Raw genomic sequence first — 20,675 nt, forward strand, 5'->3', positions numbered from 1 at the left:
ATTGTTATTTTTAAAAAAATACGTGCTGTCTTATGCAGCACGTATGCTCATTTTATACGACATCATATCCCTGTTCTTCAATGACATCAGAGATCTGGTGTAACGTGATTTGATCTTGGTGAAAGGAAACCTCCACCTGACCCTTATCTAAATGGACTTTCACAGATTCAACACCTGCTAATTCTCCTACATTTCCTTCGACTGCTTTCACACAATGTCCGCAAGACATGCCTTGCACTTGTAGTGTTGCTTGTTCCACTTCTCATCGCCTCCATCAATCATTTTCTAATTTTACTATACCCTAGTAGGGTATCATTGTAAACATAAATGATCCGCTTTTTGCTACGATTTTGTCAGCTTCGTGAAGACATTCATTAACTCCTCAATGGCTTCATCCCCATTACCGCTCTTAATGGCATCCGCTACGCAGTGATGTGTATGCTTTTCCATTAATTGAAGACTCACTTTTTTTAAAGCTGCATTGACAGCAGAAATTTGATTCACGACATCTATGCAGTAACGATCGTTTTCAATCATTTGCTGAATCCCTCGCACTTGACCTTCCACTCGTTTTAAGCGATTGATTAATTGCTCTTTTTCCTTCTCAGCTCTAGGCGAAGCGATATGTCTTTCTTCATGTTCTGTCATCTGATCACCTTTTTTCTATCATACTTGTGTTACATTCAATTAAAGCATATCTTCACCTGAAAAGGCAAAGATATGCTGTGATCACCGTTTGCTTATCCTAGTTTGTTAGTTGTTCAATATCTTGAAAAAGGCTGACCGATTGCTGAAGCTGCTTCATGAGGCCTTGCTGATCCTCTAAAATAGCTACAGCATCGAAGTTGTCCATTTTCAATTGCTGTAAATAGGTTTGAATCTCCTCTGACAGCACTTTATTTTTCTCTATGATTTGTGCATGCAGGTCTTCTGCTATTGATGGGGCTGTGAGTTCATTAAATTCTTGAATGTCTGCTTTCAATGATTCCAGTTGCTGCGTCAAATCTGCTCTTTTGGCAGCATCTTGTACAGCTTCTTCCGCAAGCTGTGGAAAATCCTCTGTGAATTGCTGAATATCCGTCACATACTCATTTGCCTCTGTGACATATGTCGTTGTATCGTTCACTTGGTCTAACAGTCCTGAACATCCACTTAACAAAAACGTACCGGTAAATAGAAACGCCATCACATATTGTTTCAAGATCCATCATCCTTTCATCTGTATGTTGAAACCCCTCATTTGTCCAGCTCCCAACCACACAGATGCAAAAAGATCTTAAAAAAAGCCAGACCTTTGCCTCATGTGTGATAGGCAAAGGTCTGGCTAACATGTTCATGCCGGAATGGCCGAGAAACAACGGATGTTTCTGTAATGACGACCAAACCGTAAAAGCTACTCCCCTTTAGGAAACCGTTCAAATGTTATGTTTATCATATCTAAATGAAGGACAACAGTCAATGAGAAGCAGGCGGAAGATCCTGCTTTTGGTATAGCATATAGTCCGAACCAGTTGATGCATAAATCCGATTACGTCCTTGGCGTTTTGACATATACAAGGCTTGATCTGCCTCAAATAGAAGCGTTTCTAATATAGAGGGATCATTCGCTGTATGGGCGACGCCAAAGCTTGCTGTCACTCTTACTTTTTTCTCATCTGTCTGAAAGAAACTCACTTCAAATGAATGTCTCATCTGTTCCGCAATATGACATGCCTCTTCAAATGAATGATGTGGTAGACAAATGGCGAACTCTTCTCCACCATATCGGCCAAATAAATCATCCATCTTCAAATGCTGCTGACAAATGGACACAACATGACGCAACGCCTCGTCTCCAATATGATGTCCATGCGTATCATTGATTTGTTTAAAGAAATCAATATCAAATAGCAATATCGCAGTATCCTGCGCATCCTCTTCCAATAACATCTGCGTTCGTTCAATAAAGGAAGACCGATTGAAGATATTCGTCAAACCATCAATATATGCTCGGCGCTCCAGCTCTTCCTGCAATAGTCGCTGCTCCGTAACATCGCTGATCACAATTTGCCTGCCCTCGACTTCGCCTCTTCTATTAAAAAGAGAAGAAGCAGTGAGATGATAATAGAAGGGCTGCTCTTTTTCCCACATTAAATCATACTGTGAATGATCCTGCGGAGAACGCAGCCACTGTATAAACGCTGGCTCTTTGATGATCCCTGAGAATATATCATCGATTTTATAGCCGATTCCCTTTTTAGCGAGCACAGGAATGATCAATGCAGCCGCAGGGTTATAATCAATCAGTGTTCGGTATCGATCCAATAGAAGAACACCTTCTGACATATGTTCAAACACACGCTCCATCGCAATGGGAGAGAGCTTAAAGAGATGAAAAGACATAATCGCCCATAAGTAGAGTGCGTTGGTTAAAAACATCACCACTGGTACTGGGTCAATGTGAAAAGGCGTGACACCTAATAAATAGATAAAAGAGGTCGTGATCGGCAATAATATTCCAACGAGCAAGATCAGAACCTGTTTCAAATATTCTTTCTTCACACGTAAAAACCAAAGCAGCATAAAAATAGCGAGCATGGAACAGCCAAATGTATAGACCCCATGAATGATATACCAATAACCAATGGTAAAATCAGCTAATAAAAACCCGTCTACTGTATTCATCGTGATGCTTCGGTAAAAGAGTGAATGAAAAGAGTTGGTGAACACCAGAATGGTGGTTAAAATTGGAATCAACAAGAAGAGAAGCACGCGGCGCTTTGTTACATATTGATGGAAACCAGTAAACTGCAGCACAATCATCAGGCTGAACGGTGCAATAAACGGAAGACCTATGTATTGAAAACTAACCCAGAATGTAATTTCTTGAGGGGTGCGCGCCAATAATTCAAATGTATGTCCAAAAATATAAATCGCAGTTGCTCCAGACATATACATAAACAATTGACAGCCAATATACCGATGGCGATTTGCATGAGCAATGATTGATAATATTACGGACAGAATGCCAGAAACACTCATGATCACAATAAAATGTAAAACAATCGAATCCATGTAAACGCCCCAATTTCAGTTATTTAGAACTAGTCTAATCTTACTATATATGAGGACGTCTCAAATGGGAAGATGTGATTTTGATTTGGTTGGCGGTTTTTTGGAAAGTTTCGAATGTTTTCTGTTCATGAGGCCTTATCCTTTTCACTATTTTTTATGCTTCACTTGGAGAAGCATATTGTGATAGGAGAAATATCAATGTCTAATCGTTTTCATAAGTTTCATCTATTAGGACAAATCGATTTACAGCGCTTTCTCAATAGATTCTAGATTAAAGGTATCTTCACTAAAAAACTATAAAAAAACACAGCAGCATAACCGCTGTGTTCTGCATCAATAGCTATTGGGTTGATTGCATTCATGCTAGCAACTCATTTTTATTGTTTTAGTTGTTTTTCATCTACAAGACGATCGACTTCGTTGTCTGCATTTTCAATTTCAGCATGTACTTCATCAATCGTGTTCACTACCTCTTGCATGAGTTTGAGTTCGGGATCATATTCAGACAGCATTTCATCTGTATTATCAACAATGAATTGATATTCCTTTCCGGCACGGAGTGTGTGCTTATGAGCCGTCTTAAATGTTGCTGGAACGGCTTCTTTTTTCTGTGCTTTATTGATTATTTTTTGCGCTCTTGCAATAGATTTATCAACTTTTGACATCCATACTTTATCCCCCGCCACGGAATTTCTTAAAAGGTCTTCATAAACGATGATTTCATCTTCAAGGGCATCCATATGTGCGTCATACCAATCAACATAGGCTTCTTGCTCGGCTTTTGTTTCTTTTGGTTTTGACGCAGCATTCGCTTCTTTACGACTTAATTCTGATGTTGTTTCTGTTTTACCACACGCTGCTGTTAGCGCTAATACGAATACTAAAAGGATTGTTGCAATGATCGACTTTTTGTTTGTTTTCAAGGTCTGTTTCCTCATTTCTTATCGTTTTTTGAATCGCTTGCTACTTTTTCAACTTCGTCGTCTGCTTTCTTCGTTTCTTCAAGGGCTTTATCAAGTCTGTGCTCAATCACATTGAGTCCATCTACCGTATTTTCATCGATTGTCTTAATCGTTTTAGGTGTTTCATCAATTAAGTATTGATACCCTTCGCTTGCTTTGACCAAATGCTCATGTGCTTTTTTGTAAGCAGCAGGTGCGTTCTTTTTCGCTTTTACGTCATCGACAACTTTTTGCAGAACATCTAGTGATTTTTTAACGTTTTTAGCCCATTGGTCGTCGGTAGGGTCAGCCTCCATCATACGCTTTGCGTATGTAAGCATAGCATCTTCAAGATCGCTTCGATTTGATTCGTACCAATCAGCGTATTCTTTTTCTGAGGCTTTTGTGTCACCGCATGCTGCACCAAATGCTAAAAGCATGACTGACATCATAATTACTGCCAATATCGATTTTTTATTTCCTGATTTCATAAGTACTTATCCTCCTAGTTTACTTTCAACATTTTTGTTGAGATTTTTCCAAATACCGAGTTTGTTCGCAATTTTCTGCTTTTACATTGAACAATTTGTTCTATCTTCTTCATTTAATTAAATAAATTTTCGTAAGAATATAGTAATGGTTAAATATCCCTACATTTCATCATCGGCTAAATGAAGATGTTTGTTTAGAAATTAATTCAATTTTTATAACATAAAAATACTATATTGGAAGATATCCTATGTTTTTTAAACAAACAACTATTATTAAATAAAAACATAAAAAAAGACGCTATTCATAGCGTCTTTTTTTTTTGAGTAATTAGATTTTCATGATACCAGACCCGCACCAAGAGCTTTTAAAACCCTTGATACGACTGCATTCTAAAAGTTTTGATGGAGACGGTGGGAGTCGAACCCACGTCCAGAGACATCGATTACTTAAGCGTCTACGAGCGTAGTCAACATATTTACGTGTTCACTCATCCTCATGCCTGCTGACGGGCGCTTGGAGAGCTAGTCTGATGGATCTCTTCTTACGTCCTCAGACGAAAACGTAAGCGTAGCCTACTTCATTGGGCTCCTCACAGACACATAGGCGATGTCAGGAAGAGCTCGCTGCGCTTATTAGGCAGCTAGTGCTAAGTTTTGGTTAAAACTTTTAGTTTTGCCAGTTACATTTAGGTGCGTGTTAACGAGATCGCCTCTCGGCTCGCAGCCTAAGCTCGAACCATCCCTGTCGAATCCGTAACGTCCCCTTGTAAAAGGGATATACGGGATGGAAACGTTCTTTAGCTTAACTGCTTCCGTATATGACTATTATAACAATCTCATCGCTCGAAACAACTGGTGGTTTCTGTAAAAAACGACGATGATTGTTTACTGCATAACATATTGTAGCATAATGCTTCCGCTCTCAGCAAGCCATCTGCATGCGTCTAGAATTGCTTTTGCCGGTCACGGAAAGCACGCTCGATTTCACGTTTCGCATCTTTTTTCTTCAGATCTTCACGTTTATCGTATTTCTTCTTCCCTTTACCGACTCCAATGAGCACTTTGGCAAAGCCATTTTTCAAATAGAGTTTAATGGGAACAAGTGAGTAGCCTTCTTCCTTTGTCGCACCAATCAATTTACTGATTTGTTTGCGGTGGAGCAGCAGCTTTCTCGTTCTGAGCGGATCATGGTTATAACGGTTCCCCTGCTCGTATGGGCTCACGTGCATATTGTGAAGAAACACTTCTCCTCGTTCGATTTTGGCAAAGGAATCTTTTAAATTCACTTTCCCTGCTCGAATGGATTTGATTTCAGTTCCTTGTAATACAAGGCCGGCTTCGTATGTTTCTTCTATAAAATAATCATGATTGGCTTTTTTGTTTTGGGAAACAACCTTTCCCTCTCCCTTTGGCATTGGCGTACACCCTCCTTTTGACACAGACACGGTCCAAATCGTACGGATTATTTTATCAAACAATCCAGCTTTCGACAATGCTGCTGCCACGTGGTCAAAAAGCAAATAGAGCGTGATGCCCTATTTGCTTTTTGTCACGTTACTTTTTCTTTTTGCGCTTTTGTTTCGGTGCGTTATCAAAAACGCGTTTTTTCTTTTTCTTCTTTTTACGACCTGTAAACCAGTCGCCGCCTTTATCCTCTTTGCCTTTTTCCCCAGAGGCCTTTTGACCTCCGCGTCCTTTTTTGGCTGGTGGATCTGTCCGTTTTTTGAACTTGAAGTCTTTTGGTGATTTACGGCGAGTGCCTTTCATCCCGACGATTTCAAAATCAATGGAATGCTCATCTTTATTCACACTCACCACTTTGACAGTGATTTCGTCACCGATACGGTAGACATTCCCTGTACGTTCACCGATCATGGCAAAGTGCTGTTCATCAAAACGATAGTAATCGTCTGTCATGTAGCTCACATGGACAAGACCTTCTATCGTATTCGGCAGTTCAACGAATAGTCCGAAATTCGTGACGGAACTAATCATACCATCAAACTCTTCACCGATTTTATCAAGCATATACTCTGCCTTTTTCAGGTCATCTGTTTCGCGCTCAGCATCAACAGAGCGGCGCTCCATTGTAGATGCATGATCAGCGATTTCTGGCAGCAATTGACCCCATTTTTCAAGGGTCGCTTCGTCTGTCTTTTTCTCTATTAAATAGGTTCTGATCAGCCTATGCACGATTAAATCCGGGTAACGGCGGATCGGTGATGTGAAGTGTGTATAGAATTCCGTTGATAATCCAAAATGGCCAATGCTTTCTGGATCATACTTCGCCTGTTTCATTGAGCGAAGCATCACAGTTTGAATCACGACTTCTTCCGGCTGATCACGGACGGCATCAAGTACACTTTGAAGAGCACGCGGGTGAATATTCGTTGACGTCCCTTTCACAATGTAACCAAACGTCGTCACGAACTCTAAAAAGCGCTGAAGCTTCTCAGGATTTGGTTCTTCGTGAATTCGGTAAATGAACGGAACATTCATCCAGTGGAAATGCTCGGCAACTGTTTCGTTTGCCACAAGCATGAATTCTTCAATTAATTTCTCGGCGACGGAACGCTCGCGAACGACAACGTCTTTTGCTGCGCCTTCATCATCTACAAGTACTTTTGCTTCCTTGAAGTCAAAGTCTACTGCTCCGCGCTCCATTCGCTTGTCACGCAGAATTTCTGCAAGCTTCTCCATCTCTTGGAACATTGGCACTAACGGCTCGTATTTGTCTAAAAGCTCTTCATCTTGGTCAACTAAAATCTTATTCACATCGGAATAGGTCATTCTTTCCGTCGTTTTGATCACACTTTGGAAAATTTCGTGTTTGACGACTTTCCCACTTCGATCAATGATCATTTCACAAGAGAGTGTGAGACGATCAACCTTCGGATTCAATGAGCAAATGCCATTTGACAAGCGATGAGGAATCATTGGAATAACGCGGTCGACAAGATACACACTCGTTCCGCGCTCATAGGCTTCCTGATCAATCGGCGAATTCTCTGTAACATAATGAGAAACGTCTGCAATGTGCACGCCGAGCTTATATTTGCCATCATCGAGCTTTTGCACGGTTACGGCATCATCTAAGTCCTTTGCATCTGCACCGTCAATCGTCACGATCGTTTCATTGCGCAGATCACGTCTGCCTTCTAAGTCTTTTTCATCAATCGTTTCAGGTGTGTCTACTGCCTGCTGGAGCGCTTCTTCCGGAAACTCACCTGGTAGACCGTGTTTATGAATAATCGATAAAATATCGATGCCAGGGTCATTTTTGTGACCGAGAATTTCCGTCACTTCACCCTCTGCGCTCATTCTTCCTTCTGGATAGCTTGTCAGCGTGACAACGACTTTATGACCTTCAACCGCTCCGTTTTTAGCGGATTTCGGAATGAAGATATCGTTTGTGATTTTTTTATCATCAGGAATGACAAAACCAAAGCTTTTCGTTTCTGTATAGGTACCGACAACCGTCTGAGTATTACGTTCCAGAATACGGATGACCGTTCCTTCTTTTTTGGTGCCATTTGATTTGTGGCTGACACGAACCATGACGGTGTCGCCATTCATTGCTGTGCCTAGCTCATTTGGCGGAATGAAAATATCATCCTGTCCAAACTCTTCTGGTGTCACAAATGCAAATCCTTTTGCATGCGCAGACAGCTTCCCTTTGACCAAGTTCATTTTTTCCGGTACACCATAGCGGTCGCTGCGGGTACGGACGATCAGTCCCTGATCCTCTAATATCACAAGTGCTTTGACGAGCTCTTTATAATCATCTGGATTGGTAATTTCCATCATGACTTCTAATTCCTGTACCGTTAATGGTTTGTACGCCTCTTCTTGCATAAACGCAAGTAATTCATCCATAAATTCTTCTTTTTGCACACTCTAACCCCCTATATATTTAAATCGACCAATCGAGTGATTCTAAGAATGCATATACATCCTGATGAACCTTCTCCCGCTCTTTATCAAGCGTGATAACATGGCCCGATTCTTCATACCACTTTAAATGTTTTTCATCAGTCTCTACTTCGTTATAAATAATGTTTGCACTGTCTGTATTAATCATATGATCATGACGTGCCTGAACAACAAAAGTAGGTGAATAAATCATGTCAACATTGTTTCTGACATCTGCAATGAGTTCTTGAAGAGCCTTGAGTGTACCCATTGGTGTTTTCTTGAACTCTTCCATCTCTTGCTCAATTTGATCCTCTGACTTACCCTCGAATTTTTTATAGTTACGGGCATAATCTAGTACACCCTGGTACATGACTTCTTCACTTTTTATGTACATAGGTGCACACATAGGTACAATTCCCTTTACAGGTACAGTGTAACCTAATTTCAATGAAAAAACTCCTCCGAGGGATAGTCCGCAGACTGCAATTTCCTCATAACCTTCGTCTTTTAAAAATTGATAGCCTTCTTCTACATCTTTCCACCAATCTGTAGGACCTGTATGAACAAGCTCCTCTGGAGGTACACCGTGTCCTTTGTATTGAGGTGCATGGCATGTATAGCCTCTTTCATTTAAATAGCGTCCAAGCATACGAACATCGGCTGTATTCCCAGTAAAACCGTGAAGAAGAAGCACCGCCTTTTCTCCACCTTTAAACGTAAATGGTTTTGGTGTAACAACTTTCATGATGTGACTTCCTTTCCTTCTGATATGGTTTATATTTTCCACTTGTATGTATGAAACAAACACAAAAGAGTGCTGATAATAAAAAAAGGTCTGAAAAAAGATCAGACCTTCTGTTACTCGCGCCTACACGCCTAAATATGCCAATGCAAGTGTTAAGATGAAGAAAAGCACTGACAAAATGACAGTTAATCGGTGAAGAATCAAGTCAAGACCTCTCGCTTTTTGCTTACCGAAAAGCTGCTCGGCTCCACCTGAAATAGCGCCTGACAGTCCTGCACTTTTACTTGATTGTAATAATACAACGATGATAAGTGCGATACTGACAATTACGAGTAATGTGATAACAAATGCGTGCATGAAAACACCTCCAGACAAACTGGTACACATAACTTTATTTTACATGAAAACAAGGTGCATGTCACGAAACATCAAAATAAAGATTTCCTATATATTGTCGACTTTATTTGTCATTTTGATTCAATTTCGCTCCAATGGATTGTATGCAGCATTTTTATATGCAATTTTTGAGGTTAAAAAGCGTTTTTAGCGAGTTGCTTCTTCTTTTAAGAGCTGTTTTAATTCTACTAACAACCGTTCAGCTCCTTCAGGACTCAGCACGACGTTACCATTTCCATAGCTTTTGTTGTATTTCGTTATTTGGCCAGTTAATAAGCAGCTCTTATCTGCATCATATTTTTTCAGCATAATGGTTTGATCTTCGATGAAAATTTCTAACAGCTGCTCTTCTTTTATATTGAGTACCTTTCGCATTTCTGAAGGCAGAACAATTCTGCCAAGCGAATCGATGTGTCTTACCATTCCAGTTCTTTTCAATGAAGCCGCCTCCTTAATGATCATACAATGATTTCATTTATTGACTTTTGTCAACATCTTCATAGTAAAATAAATCTTCAAATTTTTTATCAAAGTAATGAATCATTTTGCCAATGACAAGCTGTCCTGGCTTCCGGTGACCATTCAATACCCTGCTGAGTGTGGCAGGAGAGATGCCAATTTCATCTGCGAGCTGATTTAAAGACATATCGTTTTCGATCATATACTGCATCACAAAAGCCCGCCTGATCTGAATCTTTTCGACCATCATTACAACCTCCTATAGGATCAATATGTACAACATGTAGGACTCTCACATCTCCTGGATTCATTAACTTATGTCAACACTTTTACGCCCTTTCTATTTCCTTTGGTCAATGATCATACTAAAATAAGTCATATACTGAAATGTGAGGTTCGATGACATGAATCACTTTGGTGAACAATTACGCATTTTAAGAGAGAATAGAAAGATGTCTGTCAATCAACTCGCCATGTATTCAGGCGTAAGCGCTGCCGGTATTTCTCGGATTGAGAATGGAAAGCGTGGTGTGCCAAAGCCTTTAACCATAAAAAAATTAGCACGCGCTTTGAAGGTGCCTTATGAGGATTTAATGCTGCTTGCCGGTTATATTGAACAGGAAAAAGTGCATGAAATGAAACCGAAATATGAATCCATATTAAAAATCTATCAAACGGCGCTTCAAAAGGATGTAGAACATCTCCCTATTTTCGATGGAGACCAATGGGAAACACTCACCGCACAAGACATCAGCCAGCTGAATCAATACTTTCTCACACTCATTAACCAAAAAAAGGCGAACAAATAGCGGGGCATAAACATAAGATACATCCACCATTAACTAATGTCAATATTTTCATGGTACACTTATTGCCAATAGTCAACAAATCGAGTACACTAGAGATAACTAATCTTTAACCATGTGAGGTTTTGAGTTGATGAACTTCGGTGCATATTTAAGAGCATTACGTGAGAAAAGGAAACTATCGGTGAACCAATTAGCGATGTATTCAGAGGTCAGCGCTGCTGGTATTTCTCGGATTGAAAACGGGAAACGTGGCATTCCGAAACCTCCTACAATTAAAAAACTAGCAGGTGCATTAAAAGTACCTTATGAGGACATGATGCAGGCTGCAGGATATATTGAAGAAGCTTCTTCTGCCTATGTCATAAAGGAAGAAGAAACGGCTTTTACCCAAATAAAAGAAGCAGCAGAGCACTATGAACTTGATGATCTTGAAATATTTAATGGGGACATATGGTCCACCCTTTCTAAACATGAAATAGAGGATTTAAACCGCTATTTGTTATTTCTACTAAACAGCCGTTCGTCATCGTAAAATGTTTTGATCATTGACAAGCTTTTTGCGCCGATTTTTGACAGAATTACGGTATAATGGGTTCAGATTGGAGTGAAGAAAGATGAATCAATCTGATATGTGCCCACGGTTTGAAAAAGCAGTTGAGTTATTAAGTAAACGCTGGGTGGCACTGATTGTTTTTCAGCTTCTCTCAGGTTCGCAGCGCTTTAGTGAAATCGAAGCAGCTCTGACCAATTTAAGCGGAAGGGTTTTATCTGAGAGATTAAAAGAGCTGGAAGCAGCAGGCATTGTAAAACGGGAGGTTTTTGCTGAAACACCCGTGCGTATTGAGTATTCATTAACTGATATGGGGCGCTCACTTGCACCCGTTTTTGAGGAAATTGCGAAGTGGTCCTCTGAATGGATCACACTTGAATCATAAATATCTCCTGATGTGAGCCGCCTAATCATGATAAAAAAACCTCCCCTACAGATGTAGAGGAGGTTTTGTCTTTTCAAGCATTTATGCGGACGTCATGTTTTTTTCAGCTAATGCCTTGCTTTCTTTTTTCTTGTTGGTTGGGCTTAAATAGCGTTCAAGCCAGCCCATGACAAGGTCGGCAATAATGGCCATGAGCGCAGTTGGAATAGCACCTGCTAAAATAATGGCTGTTCCGTTTGTCGCGTTTGATCCTCTGATGATAATATCACCAAGTCCTCCAGCACCAACAAATGTCCCAATCGCTGTAATACCGATTGCGATCACAAGTGCGGTTCTTAAACCAGCCATAATGACAGATAAAGCAAGCGGTAATTCAACCATTCTCAGCACTTGCCATTTCGTCATTCCCATCGCTTTCCCCGATTCTAAATAGGCATGCTCAATGCTGACAATACCTGTGTATGTGTTACGGATAATCGGCAGAAGCGAATATAAAAAGAGTGATAAGATGACTGTATTTGCACCAAGTCCTAATACAAGCATCAGCACAGAAAGCATCGCTAACGCTGGAATGGTTTGAATGACATTGGTTATCGCGAACACCCAATTGCTCAGTTTGCGGTAATGCGCCACAAAGATGCCGACTGGTATTCCGACAATTGCCGCAAACAATACCCCATACGCTGACATGAGGAAATGCCGGTAAAATTCTTCTAACACATATGAACCGTTCTGTTGATAATACGCCCATAATTGCTGCAGTGTGTCCATCAGCTCTGACACCTCCCAATCTTACTCAAAGTAATTGTGTTTCTTTAGAAAATCTCTCGCAACAGTCGCTGGTTCTTTTAGTTCTCCATCGACTTGATAATTGAGCTCTTGCATTTGTTCGGTATCGATTTTTCCAATCAACCTGTTGATCACCTTGTCCAGTCCTGGATTTTCTTTTAATACTTTCTCAGGGACAACTGGTGATGCATCGTATGGTGGGAAGAATCGTTTATCATCTTTTAAGATTTTGAGATTATACGCTTTGATCCGGCCATCTGTTGAATAGGCAAGCACAATATCCATTTTTTCATTTTTCAATGCGTCATAGACTAGACCGATCTGCATCGGAAAAGTGCTTCCAAATTCAATTCCGTATGTTTTCACAAACCCTTCGTAACCGTCACCTTTCTTTTTCAGCCAAATATTATCCACACCGAAGCGATAATTTTTGGCATTCGTTTTTAAATCAGAGACTGTTTCTAGGTTGTTTTCCTTCGCCATCTTCTGCGTCACAGCAAAGGCATACGTATTATCAAACCCATAGGAATCAAACCATTTGTAATCATAGCGTTTTTTGAATTCTTTCTGGACGATTTCCATTGCACGCTTTGGATCTTTTTCTGCATCCATTCCTAGCGTACTTGTTAAATCCGTGCCTGTATATCGTGTTGCTGAAATGTCGACATCACCGTTTTCCATTGCTTTTTGCTGCACCGTATTTGAGCCTAAATTCTTCACAATGGTTGTCTTTTTATCTGTGTAATGCTCAATGATGTCTCCCACCATATAGGCCATAATTTCTGATTCTGTAAAGTTTTGTGCACCGATTCGCAGCGTGCTCCCTGAAGAGCCGGCTAGTCCAGGAAGTGAACAGCCACTTATGAATAGCAAGCATCCGGCAAGCAGTGCACTGATCCATTTTGTTTTTCGATTCTTCACATGAGCCAACTCCTTATGAAACTTCCTTCAATCCTTTTAAGCCTTCTGGTGTTACTTTTTTCTCAAGCTTCATCAATGTAAGGTCAATGATGACCGCTAAAATAGTGACAGGGATTGCACCCGCAATAATGTATTCCGGCTGGTAAAGCTGAAGCCCAATTAAAATGTAGTCACCAAGACCGCCTCCACCGATAAAAGCAGCAAGTGTTGTCCACCCAATTAAATAAATCGTTGAGGTTCTGACACCTGCCATAATGACCGGAACAGCAAGCGGCAGTTCAACAAGACGAATTTGTTCCCATGTCGTCATGCCAATTCCTTTTCCAGATTCAAGCAAGTTTTTGTTCACACCTTGAACACCGGCATACGTATTTCTTAAAATAGGCAAAACGGAATAGAAAAATAGCGCAACGATCGCAGGTATTTTTCCAACTCCCAAAATAGGAATAAAAAATGCAAGAATCGCTAAACTAGGGAGTGTTTGAAAGATATTCACGATGCCGATGACAAAACCGGCGCCTCTTTTCATTCGTGTAAGAATGACGCCTAAAGGAACGGCCACGATAATGCCTAACACAACGGCAATTAAAGAAATGTATAAATGCTCCCACATTTTTGTGAGGAGTTCCCCACCATTTTTCTCAAGAAAATCGATGATTTGATCCATGTGTACACCTCCCTTAGTTCATTTCAGTGACAGCCTCCGGGGTATCTTCTCCCCAAATAGAGTCATATACGACATCTACAAGACTTGCACGTGTGACGATGCCTTTTAAGTGCCCTGTTGCGTCGACAACCGGTACATATTTAATGCCGCGTATTAAGATCTTTCGGACAGTATCTCTAAGAAGTGCACCTTCTTGTACTGTATAAAATTCTGTATTTAAAATATCACCAACGAAGGCTGCTTTTCTGCGGTTTGCATCGATGGTTTCAATGTCGATATAGCCTTTCAGCACATGATTTTCATCAACGACAAGCAGGGAATCAACCCGCTTTTCTCTCATAATAAAGATGGCATCTGTCAATGTTTTTTCGACGGTAATTGTGACTGGGGACGTGTTCATCATTTGTTCCACACGTTCCATATTCGGGTTTGACTGAAGTAGACGTTCTTTCCCGATGAATTCTTCTACGAATTCGTTCACAGGGTTACGTAAAATATCATCTGGCGTGCCCACTTGGACAATCTCTCCATCTTTTAAAATGACAATGCGGTCTGCAAGTTTAATCGCTTCATCCATGTCATGTGTGACGAAAACGATTGTTTTATTTAACGTTTTTTGCAGTTTCTTAAATTCTTCCTGCAATGAATCTCTTGTAATTGGGTCAAGTGCTCCAAATGGTTCATCCATCAGGATTAAAGGGGGTTCTGCTGCGAGTGCGCGAAGAACGCCGATACGCTGCTGCTGTCCTCCACTGAGTTCATGAGGGTAACGCTCTAAGTATTCCGGCCCCATGTCGACGAGTTTGAGCAATTCACGCGCTCGTTCTTTTCGTTTTTCTTCCGGCCACTTCAGCAGCTTCGGCACAAGGGAAATGTTTTGTGCGATGGTCATATGAGGGAAAAGTCCAATTTGCTGAATCACATAACCAATTTCTCTTCTTAATTGGACTGGATCTTTTTTCATAATGTTTTCTCCCTCGATGAATATGTTTCCTGAGGAAGGTTCAATCAGTCGGTTAATCATCTTCATGGTTGTCGTTTTACCACAGCCACTCGGTCCAATAAAACAAATAAATTCTCCTTTTGCTATTTCTAAATCAATATTTTTGACAGCTTTTTTTCCGCCTTTATACGTCTTAGATACATTCTCTAGTTTCAGCAAATGAGACACCTCCAATTAGTCGGATATATATTTTCAGAAAATTTACACCTTATTTATTATAGTGCAAACTTTATAAAATAAAAAGTTTACAATGTGTTTGTATTGCATAAGATTTATTTAAAATTTTCAGTTAACGGCCTGATATGTACCGATCCCTCCTTTTTCCTCCAACTTACGAGCAAATACTCAATATTTATTGTTTTCATCAACAAACAGGTATATGATATATTGTGTTACAAATTGTCAGTCGTGAAGGGGTGAAGCGGGGAATGGACAAGCAAGCGTTAGGCGCCATTCAAAAAGCACAGGATCATTATATTGAAAAAGCTGCCGAGAACATGAATGCCTTTGGTCTTTCTGCCACAGTGGGTAGAGTGCTTGGTATCATTCATATGAACCGTAAACCAATGACGCTCGGTGAGCTCTCAGAGGCGACCGGCATGAGCAAAACAAGAATGAGTCAAGTCGTTCGAGAAATGCTTGATTTGAATATTGCTGAAAAGGTTTATGAAAAAGGAATACGCAAAGATTTATATGACGTTGAGCAAGATCAATATCAAACCTTTATTTCACTGTTTGCAGCCAATTGGTCACGTGTTGTCAGCAAAAATCGCAAGGCACATAAGAAGACATGCAAGGAATTGCTGGAGCTGCTTGAACAAGATGACCTGCCAGAAGAAACAGTAGATAAAATCAATCTTCTTCTTTCAGAAATCAAGGAAAGTCTCGATTATTATGACTGGATTAGCCGTTTAATTGAGTTCTTTGAAAGTGAAGAAGTATTTCAACATGTGCCAAAACCTTAAAAAAGCTGTTTTATTTTACAATTTTGTAGAAAAAAACAGCTTTTTTATATACACTTATGACATCAGCATTGGGAACATCCCTTTGATCCCTGCGCCAATCATCTCTACTGCCACAACAGCTAAAATCAATCCCATTAATCGTGTCACGACATTCATCTCTGTTTTCCCCATTTTTCGCATAATGAAACTCGAATAATGAAATGCATAATAGGTCATGGCAAGTACGACCACAATGCCAATAAGAATCGCAAGCAGATGAAGCGTTACTTGGTGGCTTCCTGGGGTTAAGCTCATGACGGTCGCAATTGTACCAGGTCCGGCAATGATCGGAATGGCGAGTGGGGTCACCGAAACATCAGCCTTCTCTTTGCTCTCTGCCTTTTCATCCGAATGAGGGTTTTGAACATGTGACTCTTTTGCATTCAGCAAATTGTAAGCGATACCAAAAATAAAAATACCTCCGGCGATACGGAGTGCATGGATATCAATGCCAAACAATTTGAAAATGAGCCTGCCTGCCAAAAGAAAGGCAATCAAAATCATAAAAGACACAACAATCGCTTTTTTGGCCGTCTGGGATCGTTCTTTTTCTGAGTAGCCTTCTGTTAAAGTGATGAAAAGAGGCACGTTTCCAATGGGGTTTGATACAGCAAATAGTGACACAATGACATGAATCATAAAGGAAATCAACAGACACCCTCCTTTTTTCATAGTGTCTGCTAATCTGATGCGAATATTCCCTTGTTCTGTTAAAACCTGGTTTGTTTTAACCGATGATAATAGAGGTTTAATGAAAGGGGAATAGAACATGAAAAAAAACATCACGATCATTGTCTTGTCTGTGATCATCCTAGGTGCAACTGGCTGGATTGTGTGGCAGCAGCAGTCGCTCACCGCAGCAGAGAATAAACACCAGCAAGAAATGAGAAAGAATCATGAGCAGCTGACACAATTAAAGTCAGAAGGAACGGATATGAAAGATGAAATGGATGGTCAAAAAAAGGAATTGTCCACCGTCACAAACAAGCTGAAGAAAGAAAAGAAGGCGCATCAAAAAGAAATCAAACAACGTAAAGCGCTTGAATTGAAAATAGACCAGCTTCAAAAAGAACTGGCAGCAGCGAAAGCAACGGCTCAAGCGAATAAGCAGGCAGCACAAACGACTAGGAAAGCAACTGTCAAAAAAGACCCAAATGTCACCCATCATCCTCCTTCTCAATGGGTGCAGGATCAATATGATTGGGGTGTTAAACAAGGGTATATCAAAGAATAGAGAGGATGAAATGATTTGATACAGATTCGGCCATTGTCTCATGATCAATCTGTTCCTATGGATCTTTTACTATTAGCTGACCCTTCAACTGAAAAAGTCCTTGCCTATGTACAATCTGGTTCTTGTTATGTTGCTTTTCATAAACAGGACATGATTGGTGTGTATGTTCTGACGCCTCTGTCTCAGCAGACAGTGGAAATCATGAATGTTGCCGTGAAGGAGTCATGGCAAGGTAGAGGAATTGGGAAACAGCTGATCCGCCATGCTATTTCAGAAGCCAAGGCAGCTGGCTTTCATACAATTGAAATTGGCACAGGCAACTCTAGTATTCAGCAGCTCGCCCTTTATCAAAAATGCGGTTTTCGTATGGCGTATATCGATCACGATTTCTTTCTGAAGCACTATGATGAACCGATTTATGAGAACGGTATTCAGTGTATGGATATGGTGCGGTTGTCACTCGTTCTTCAAGCAGACTGACTTCATTCAGCCTGCTTTTTTTATGTTCTGCTCTTTTTCACTGCATGAATCACATATTGAATCAAGAAGTAGAGAGCGGCACCCGCTAAAAAACAGACCACGCACCCAAAGAGCGTTGCCTCTGAGCTGAATTGATACTGTTCAATTTTCATGATATAAAATGGCATACCAAATAGAGTTGGACTTGATTCAACATGATGAACCTCTAGCAGCATTAAAAATACTGGCGTCATAAACACAGCAAACACATAAAGCATCGCAAGCGTTAAGCCGCTAGAAAACGAATGAAATACTTTAACCATTTAGTTCTCTCCTTTCATCTCTTTTAAACTGGTGATGATATTTTTCCCGTCTGGGCAAGCTGGATGCAGCATCACTGTATTTAATAAAGAAAAAAGCAGCAATGGATGCGTCAATGGACGCCCCCACATGAAGAAAAGCACACCCGAGCAGATCACTGGAAACACAGGACCTGCAAGTGCCACCATCACATTAAAACCCGGCCGTGAAAATTTCTCATGGACAATCGACACGTGCTTCCAATCGATCATCACCACATAATCAAAAATGGGTTTTTTTTCAATTTTGTTGCACACCATCACCATCAGGATATGACCGAGTTCATGAATGAGCACAACTGCTATTAAGCAAAATAAAAGCGTCATCATCGCACAATCGGCCTCTTTAGCATGGCAGCATATATGAAAATGAAGAATGCGGCTGAACAAGCCATATAGGCAGTTGAGAGCAGCTGGATATTTGCTGAAAGCCACTGGACTAAAAGCATATCCAACATACTGAACACAGCAATCATCATCACGATCACAAACAGTTTATTAAATTCACTAATCTTCACGACAAACCCGACACATGCCGCCATGACAGTGATCAATAAAATGGACAAACTCGCCAAACCGTGCCCTTCACTTTCGACTTCTATCATGAAATAAGCAAGCCCGATATAGACAAAATAAATCAATACATTCATTGTGTAATAAAATAAAATTCTTGATAATAAATAGGCACCCTTTGATGTATTTAACATAAAAATGGCTCGCTGATGGAGATGATATTCCCTGCCAATCATCAGAGGAAGCATAATAAGGATCTCCTTTAAGGCAAACTGCACAATAAAAGCAAACAGCCAGCCAGTCTCTGCCGGAGTAAAGATCAATGGGAGACCTATCGTGAAACAGACAAGAAACAGGAACAAAATACCTTGTTCTTTAAACACAGCTGATCGGCTAAAATAAACAAGCTCCTGCCGCAGATGTGTGAAAAATGAAGAATCCGATCTGATTTTTTGGTAAGAAAACGACTTCACCTCTACCTTTAGCTGCAAAAACATCCGATTGACATAACAAGCCGCCAAGCCCTTCAGCCAAAACCACCCTGCACATAGAAAGATCATCATAAATACAAGATAGATAGACGGCCATACGTGAATCATCTCAACCGCTTTTTGAAAAAGGAGAAACACGAAAGCACCAAGCGTCACAAATCCGAGCGTTTGCAGCAGTAAATGCTCTTTTGTTTTTGATATAAAATGGCTCACACCAATGCGTATCAGCATCCAAGAAGCAAGCGTGTAGAGCGCCAATCCACAGCAAGTGATCCCTACCACAATGATCCAATACAAAGATAGTGTAACGCCGCTAATGATCAGTCCTAATAGGATGGGTAAAAAAAGCAGACCAAGCATGATGAAACAAAACAGCACCGGAAAGAAATACACACAAAGGACAAATGAGACACTTTGCATCGCACTATTCAAAAAGAAGAACTGATACTCTTGACGCTTCATTTTATGACGGGAAAAGACAATACCTGCTCCCAAAAGCAGCAGGGTCATTTTTACAAATTGAAGGTATAAAGCAACTGGTTGGCTCTCCCCTACTTGCATAAAAAAACGCAGGCTCATGACAACGTATATGGAGTAAATCAGCAACATAAAAACGGCTGCGGCGAGAAGCTGCAAAGGATATTTTTTGCCGAGCTGCTTGATTTTCGTTGTGAGCATGCCCCATTCTATTTTATGAAGAACGTGTCGTGTCCAAGTCATTGAGCAACCTCTCCACCTGCATATAGTAATCTTGATTCACTTCTTTATAAATATCCTCAAGTGCTTGATGAGGGAATGTCTTGTTTGTTTCTTGACGTGACATATCCAGCTTGATATCACCGTTTCTTAAGATCATGAGGTGATCATACAATGTCTCACCAAAGCCCAAATGATGGGTAGAAATGAGAATGCCTGCGCCTTGATCTCTCAGCTTCATGAGCACCTTTTTTAAGATGATCATCATATCTGGATCAAGTCCATTTGTAGGCTCGTCGAATACATAATAATCACAAGGCCTAAGGAGCTGTGAAATGATTTGGGTTTTCTTTTGATTGCCATGAGACAACTGGGCAATTGGCTGATCCATATAAGGTTTCAGCTCAAAAAGATCGACGAAAGCCTCTTCTCGAGGTCCATTTCGTTTGTCTGGAAGCTGGAGTAAATGAAAATATTCTCTCGGCGTTAAATAATCAAACAAAGCATGATCATCAGGAATATAGGAAACATGTTCTTTCAAAAAGGAGATATGTGCTGAGGATTGAAAATTCAGCTGTTTACCATGCAAAGAGACAAAACCCGTAAATGGTGTCAGGCCAAACATAGACTGAATCATCGTGGTCTTTCCTGCACCATTATGCCCCAAAAGCAGAAGCATACGTCCTTTCTCCACATTTAACTGAATATCGCGGAGAGAAAAGGTGCGGCTATACGTTTTTTCTGTTAAGTGTAATGTCAGCATCATGACCCTCCATTTATTTCAGATAGAACAG

At 40.5% G+C, this 20,675-nt stretch carries 27 protein-coding genes and 1 other RNA gene; 6 read left to right on the plus strand and 22 right to left on the minus strand.

The features are described from left to right. Window positions 1-52: 52 nt before the first annotated feature. From copZ to NSQ70_RS15510, 13 genes are all read right to left on the minus strand, one after another. On the minus strand, window positions 53-259 hold the full coding sequence (copZ, locus tag NSQ70_RS15450; protein WP_096881859.1) for a copper chaperone CopZ: 207 nt from the start codon (window positions 257-259) through the stop codon (window positions 53-55). Window positions 260-342: 83 nt separating this feature from the next. After that, window positions 343-648, minus strand: a complete 306-nt coding sequence (locus tag NSQ70_RS15455) for a metal-sensing transcriptional repressor (protein WP_017359234.1) — start codon at window positions 646-648, stop codon at window positions 343-345. Window positions 649-745: 97 nt separating this feature from the next. Then, window positions 746-1,201, minus strand: coding sequence for a DUF6376 family protein (locus NSQ70_RS15460; RefSeq protein ID WP_342502259.1), 456 nt, complete (start codon window positions 1,199-1,201; stop codon window positions 746-748). Window positions 1,202-1,455: 254 nt separating this feature from the next. Beyond that, window positions 1,456-3,054, minus strand: coding sequence for a histidine kinase N-terminal 7TM domain-containing protein (locus NSQ70_RS15465; protein ID WP_058336929.1), 1,599 nt, complete (start codon window positions 3,052-3,054; stop codon window positions 1,456-1,458). Between the two features lie 377 nt (window positions 3,055-3,431). Then, entirely contained in the window at window positions 3,432-3,977 is a 546-nt protein-coding gene (locus NSQ70_RS15470; RefSeq protein ID WP_024719826.1) for a hypothetical protein, read from the minus strand. Between the two features lie 11 nt (window positions 3,978-3,988). Further along, the gene (locus NSQ70_RS15475; RefSeq protein ID WP_256688717.1) at window positions 3,989-4,486 is read right to left on the minus strand and encodes a hypothetical protein; all 498 of its coding nucleotides are present in this window, start codon (window positions 4,484-4,486) and stop codon (window positions 3,989-3,991) included. Between the two features lie 400 nt (window positions 4,487-4,886). Beyond that, window positions 4,887-5,250, minus strand: a transfer-messenger RNA (tmRNA) gene (gene ssrA, locus NSQ70_RS15480). Window positions 5,251-5,430: 180 nt separating this feature from the next. After that, the gene (gene smpB / locus NSQ70_RS15485) at window positions 5,431-5,901 is read right to left on the minus strand and encodes an SsrA-binding protein SmpB (protein ID WP_008347658.1); all 471 of its coding nucleotides are present in this window, start codon (window positions 5,899-5,901) and stop codon (window positions 5,431-5,433) included. Between the two features lie 139 nt (window positions 5,902-6,040). Next, the gene (gene rnr, locus NSQ70_RS15490; RefSeq protein WP_047945683.1) at window positions 6,041-8,380 is read right to left on the minus strand and encodes a ribonuclease R; all 2,340 of its coding nucleotides are present in this window, start codon (window positions 8,378-8,380) and stop codon (window positions 6,041-6,043) included. Between the two features lie 19 nt (window positions 8,381-8,399). After that, the gene (locus NSQ70_RS15495) at window positions 8,400-9,146 is read right to left on the minus strand and encodes a carboxylesterase (RefSeq protein WP_008347663.1); all 747 of its coding nucleotides are present in this window, start codon (window positions 9,144-9,146) and stop codon (window positions 8,400-8,402) included. Window positions 9,147-9,269: 123 nt separating this feature from the next. Further along, window positions 9,270-9,503 (minus strand): preprotein translocase subunit SecG, encoded by a 234-nt coding sequence (gene secG / locus NSQ70_RS15500; protein WP_003212746.1) that lies wholly within the window; start codon window positions 9,501-9,503, stop codon window positions 9,270-9,272. Between the two features lie 186 nt (window positions 9,504-9,689). Further along, entirely contained in the window at window positions 9,690-9,980 is a 291-nt protein-coding gene (locus NSQ70_RS15505) for an AbrB/MazE/SpoVT family DNA-binding domain-containing protein (protein ID WP_008347666.1), read from the minus strand. Between the two features lie 37 nt (window positions 9,981-10,017). Continuing rightward, complete coding sequence (locus tag NSQ70_RS15510; RefSeq protein ID WP_008347669.1) at window positions 10,018-10,251, minus strand: helix-turn-helix transcriptional regulator; 234 nt, start codon at window positions 10,249-10,251, stop codon at window positions 10,018-10,020. A 154-nt stretch (window positions 10,252-10,405) separates the two neighbouring features. Between NSQ70_RS15510 and NSQ70_RS15515 the strand changes: the two genes are divergently transcribed. The 3 genes from NSQ70_RS15515 to NSQ70_RS15525 all read left to right on the plus strand — a co-directional run bounded on the left by NSQ70_RS15515 (window position 10,406) and on the right by NSQ70_RS15525 (window position 11,745). Then, window positions 10,406-10,810 carry a helix-turn-helix transcriptional regulator gene (locus NSQ70_RS15515; RefSeq protein WP_007500204.1) on the plus strand — a complete coding sequence of 135 codons (405 nt, stop codon included), beginning with the start codon at window positions 10,406-10,408 and terminating at the stop codon, window positions 10,808-10,810. Window positions 10,811-10,940: 130 nt separating this feature from the next. Next, entirely contained in the window at window positions 10,941-11,342 is a 402-nt protein-coding gene (locus tag NSQ70_RS15520; protein WP_024719831.1) for a transcriptional regulator, read from the plus strand. Window positions 11,343-11,424: 82 nt separating this feature from the next. Next, the gene (locus NSQ70_RS15525) at window positions 11,425-11,745 is read left to right on the plus strand and encodes a helix-turn-helix domain-containing protein (protein WP_007500199.1); all 321 of its coding nucleotides are present in this window, start codon (window positions 11,425-11,427) and stop codon (window positions 11,743-11,745) included. 81 nt (window positions 11,746-11,826) lie between these two features. Here the strand turns inward: NSQ70_RS15525 and NSQ70_RS15530 are convergent, their stop codons facing one another. Genes NSQ70_RS15530 through NSQ70_RS15545 form a run of 4 tightly spaced genes read right to left on the minus strand, consistent with a single transcriptional unit; the run spans window position 11,827 to window position 15,284 of the window. Further along, window positions 11,827-12,516: an ABC transporter permease gene (locus NSQ70_RS15530; protein ID WP_008347676.1), complete on the minus strand. Its 690-nt coding sequence runs from the start codon at window positions 12,514-12,516 to the stop codon at window positions 11,827-11,829. A gap of 21 nt (window positions 12,517-12,537) precedes the next feature. After that, on the minus strand, window positions 12,538-13,455 hold the full coding sequence (locus NSQ70_RS15535) for an osmoprotectant ABC transporter substrate-binding protein (protein ID WP_058336933.1): 918 nt from the start codon (window positions 13,453-13,455) through the stop codon (window positions 12,538-12,540). 13 nt (window positions 13,456-13,468) lie between these two features. Then, the gene (locus tag NSQ70_RS15540; protein WP_024719832.1) at window positions 13,469-14,122 is read right to left on the minus strand and encodes an ABC transporter permease; all 654 of its coding nucleotides are present in this window, start codon (window positions 14,120-14,122) and stop codon (window positions 13,469-13,471) included. A gap of 13 nt (window positions 14,123-14,135) precedes the next feature. Beyond that, window positions 14,136-15,284, minus strand: coding sequence for a betaine/proline/choline family ABC transporter ATP-binding protein (locus NSQ70_RS15545; RefSeq protein ID WP_056702777.1), 1,149 nt, complete (start codon window positions 15,282-15,284; stop codon window positions 14,136-14,138). Between the two features lie 269 nt (window positions 15,285-15,553). On the opposite strand from NSQ70_RS15545, the gene NSQ70_RS15550 reads away from it, so the two are divergent. Then, entirely contained in the window at window positions 15,554-16,090 is a 537-nt protein-coding gene (locus tag NSQ70_RS15550) for a GbsR/MarR family transcriptional regulator (RefSeq protein ID WP_017359221.1), read from the plus strand. 54 nt (window positions 16,091-16,144) lie between these two features. Here the strand turns inward: NSQ70_RS15550 and NSQ70_RS15555 are convergent, their stop codons facing one another. Next, window positions 16,145-16,780, minus strand: coding sequence for an NAAT family transporter (locus NSQ70_RS15555; protein ID WP_024719834.1), 636 nt, complete (start codon window positions 16,778-16,780; stop codon window positions 16,145-16,147). Between the two features lie 118 nt (window positions 16,781-16,898). Here NSQ70_RS15555 and NSQ70_RS15560 point away from each other — a divergent pair, with 118 nt between their 5' ends. Both NSQ70_RS15560 and NSQ70_RS15565 read left to right on the plus strand, forming a co-directional pair. Further along, window positions 16,899-17,363, plus strand: coding sequence for a hypothetical protein (locus NSQ70_RS15560; RefSeq protein WP_327854948.1), 465 nt, complete (start codon window positions 16,899-16,901; stop codon window positions 17,361-17,363). Between the two features lie 15 nt (window positions 17,364-17,378). After that, window positions 17,379-17,843, plus strand: coding sequence for a GNAT family N-acetyltransferase (locus NSQ70_RS15565; RefSeq protein ID WP_327854949.1), 465 nt, complete (start codon window positions 17,379-17,381; stop codon window positions 17,841-17,843). Between the two features lie 20 nt (window positions 17,844-17,863). Here the strand turns inward: NSQ70_RS15565 and NSQ70_RS15570 are convergent, their stop codons facing one another. Genes NSQ70_RS15570 through NSQ70_RS15585 form a run of 4 tightly spaced genes read right to left on the minus strand, consistent with a single transcriptional unit; the run spans window position 17,864 to window position 20,644 of the window. Beyond that, complete coding sequence (locus NSQ70_RS15570; RefSeq protein ID WP_008347692.1) at window positions 17,864-18,145, minus strand: hypothetical protein; 282 nt, start codon at window positions 18,143-18,145, stop codon at window positions 17,864-17,866. Continuing rightward, window positions 18,146-18,511 (minus strand): hypothetical protein, encoded by a 366-nt coding sequence (locus tag NSQ70_RS15575; protein ID WP_342502260.1) that lies wholly within the window; start codon window positions 18,509-18,511, stop codon window positions 18,146-18,148. Further along, window positions 18,508-19,905 carry a hypothetical protein gene (locus tag NSQ70_RS15580; protein ID WP_342502261.1) on the minus strand — a complete coding sequence of 466 codons (1,398 nt, stop codon included), beginning with the start codon at window positions 19,903-19,905 and terminating at the stop codon, window positions 18,508-18,510. Before NSQ70_RS15580 ends, NSQ70_RS15575 begins: the two co-directional genes overlap by 4 nt. Beyond that, window positions 19,877-20,644, minus strand: a complete 768-nt coding sequence (locus tag NSQ70_RS15585; RefSeq protein ID WP_024719839.1) for an ABC transporter ATP-binding protein — start codon at window positions 20,642-20,644, stop codon at window positions 19,877-19,879. The genes NSQ70_RS15580 and NSQ70_RS15585 overlap by 29 nt, the downstream gene beginning before the upstream one ends. Window positions 20,645-20,675 lie beyond the last annotated feature (31 nt).

Source organism: Bacillus sp. FSL R5-0397, assembly GCF_038593395.1.
Lineage (GTDB): Bacteria > Bacillota > Bacilli > Bacillales > Bacillaceae > Bacillus > Bacillus altitudinis.

Bases quoted from the DNA above. Each gene is read 5' to 3' on its own strand.
- NSQ70_RS15455 (WP_017359234.1), bottom strand. From the start codon at position 648: ATGACAGAACATGAAGAAAGACATATCGCTTCGCCTAGAGCTGAGAAG.
- NSQ70_RS15465 (WP_058336929.1), bottom strand. From the start codon at position 3,054: ATGGATTCGATTGTTTTACATTTTATTGTGATCATGAGTGTTTCTGGC.
- NSQ70_RS15475 (WP_256688717.1), bottom strand. From the start codon at position 4,486: ATGAAATCAGGAAATAAAAAATCGATATTGGCAGTAATTATGATGTCA.
- smpB (WP_008347658.1), bottom strand. From the start codon at position 5,901: ATGCCAAAGGGAGAGGGAAAGGTTGTTTCCCAAAACAAAAAAGCCAAT.
- NSQ70_RS15495 (WP_008347663.1), bottom strand. From the start codon at position 9,146: ATGAAAGTTGTTACACCAAAACCATTTACGTTTAAAGGTGGAGAAAAG.
- secG (WP_003212746.1), bottom strand. From the start codon at position 9,503: ATGCACGCATTTGTTATCACATTACTCGTAATTGTCAGTATCGCACTT.
- NSQ70_RS15510 (WP_008347669.1), bottom strand. From the start codon at position 10,251: ATGATGGTCGAAAAGATTCAGATCAGGCGGGCTTTTGTGATGCAGTAT.
- NSQ70_RS15515 (WP_007500204.1), top strand. From the start codon at position 10,406: ATGAATCACTTTGGTGAACAATTACGCATTTTAAGAGAGAATAGAAAG.
- NSQ70_RS15520 (WP_024719831.1), top strand. From the start codon at position 10,941: ATGAACTTCGGTGCATATTTAAGAGCATTACGTGAGAAAAGGAAACTA.
- NSQ70_RS15525 (WP_007500199.1), top strand. From the start codon at position 11,425: ATGAATCAATCTGATATGTGCCCACGGTTTGAAAAAGCAGTTGAGTTA.
- NSQ70_RS15530 (WP_008347676.1), bottom strand. From the start codon at position 12,516: ATGGACACACTGCAGCAATTATGGGCGTATTATCAACAGAACGGTTCA.
- NSQ70_RS15540 (WP_024719832.1), bottom strand. From the start codon at position 14,122: ATGGATCAAATCATCGATTTTCTTGAGAAAAATGGTGGGGAACTCCTC.
- NSQ70_RS15550 (WP_017359221.1), top strand. From the start codon at position 15,554: ATGGACAAGCAAGCGTTAGGCGCCATTCAAAAAGCACAGGATCATTAT.
- NSQ70_RS15560 (WP_327854948.1), top strand. From the start codon at position 16,899: ATGAAAAAAAACATCACGATCATTGTCTTGTCTGTGATCATCCTAGGT.
- NSQ70_RS15570 (WP_008347692.1), bottom strand. From the start codon at position 18,145: ATGGTTAAAGTATTTCATTCGTTTTCTAGCGGCTTAACGCTTGCGATG.
- NSQ70_RS15575 (WP_342502260.1), bottom strand. From the start codon at position 18,511: ATGATGACGCTTTTATTTTGCTTAATAGCAGTTGTGCTCATTCATGAA.
- NSQ70_RS15580 (WP_342502261.1), bottom strand. From the start codon at position 19,905: ATGACTTGGACACGACACGTTCTTCATAAAATAGAATGGGGCATGCTC.
- NSQ70_RS15585 (WP_024719839.1), bottom strand. From the start codon at position 20,644: ATGCTGACATTACACTTAACAGAAAAAACGTATAGCCGCACCTTTTCT.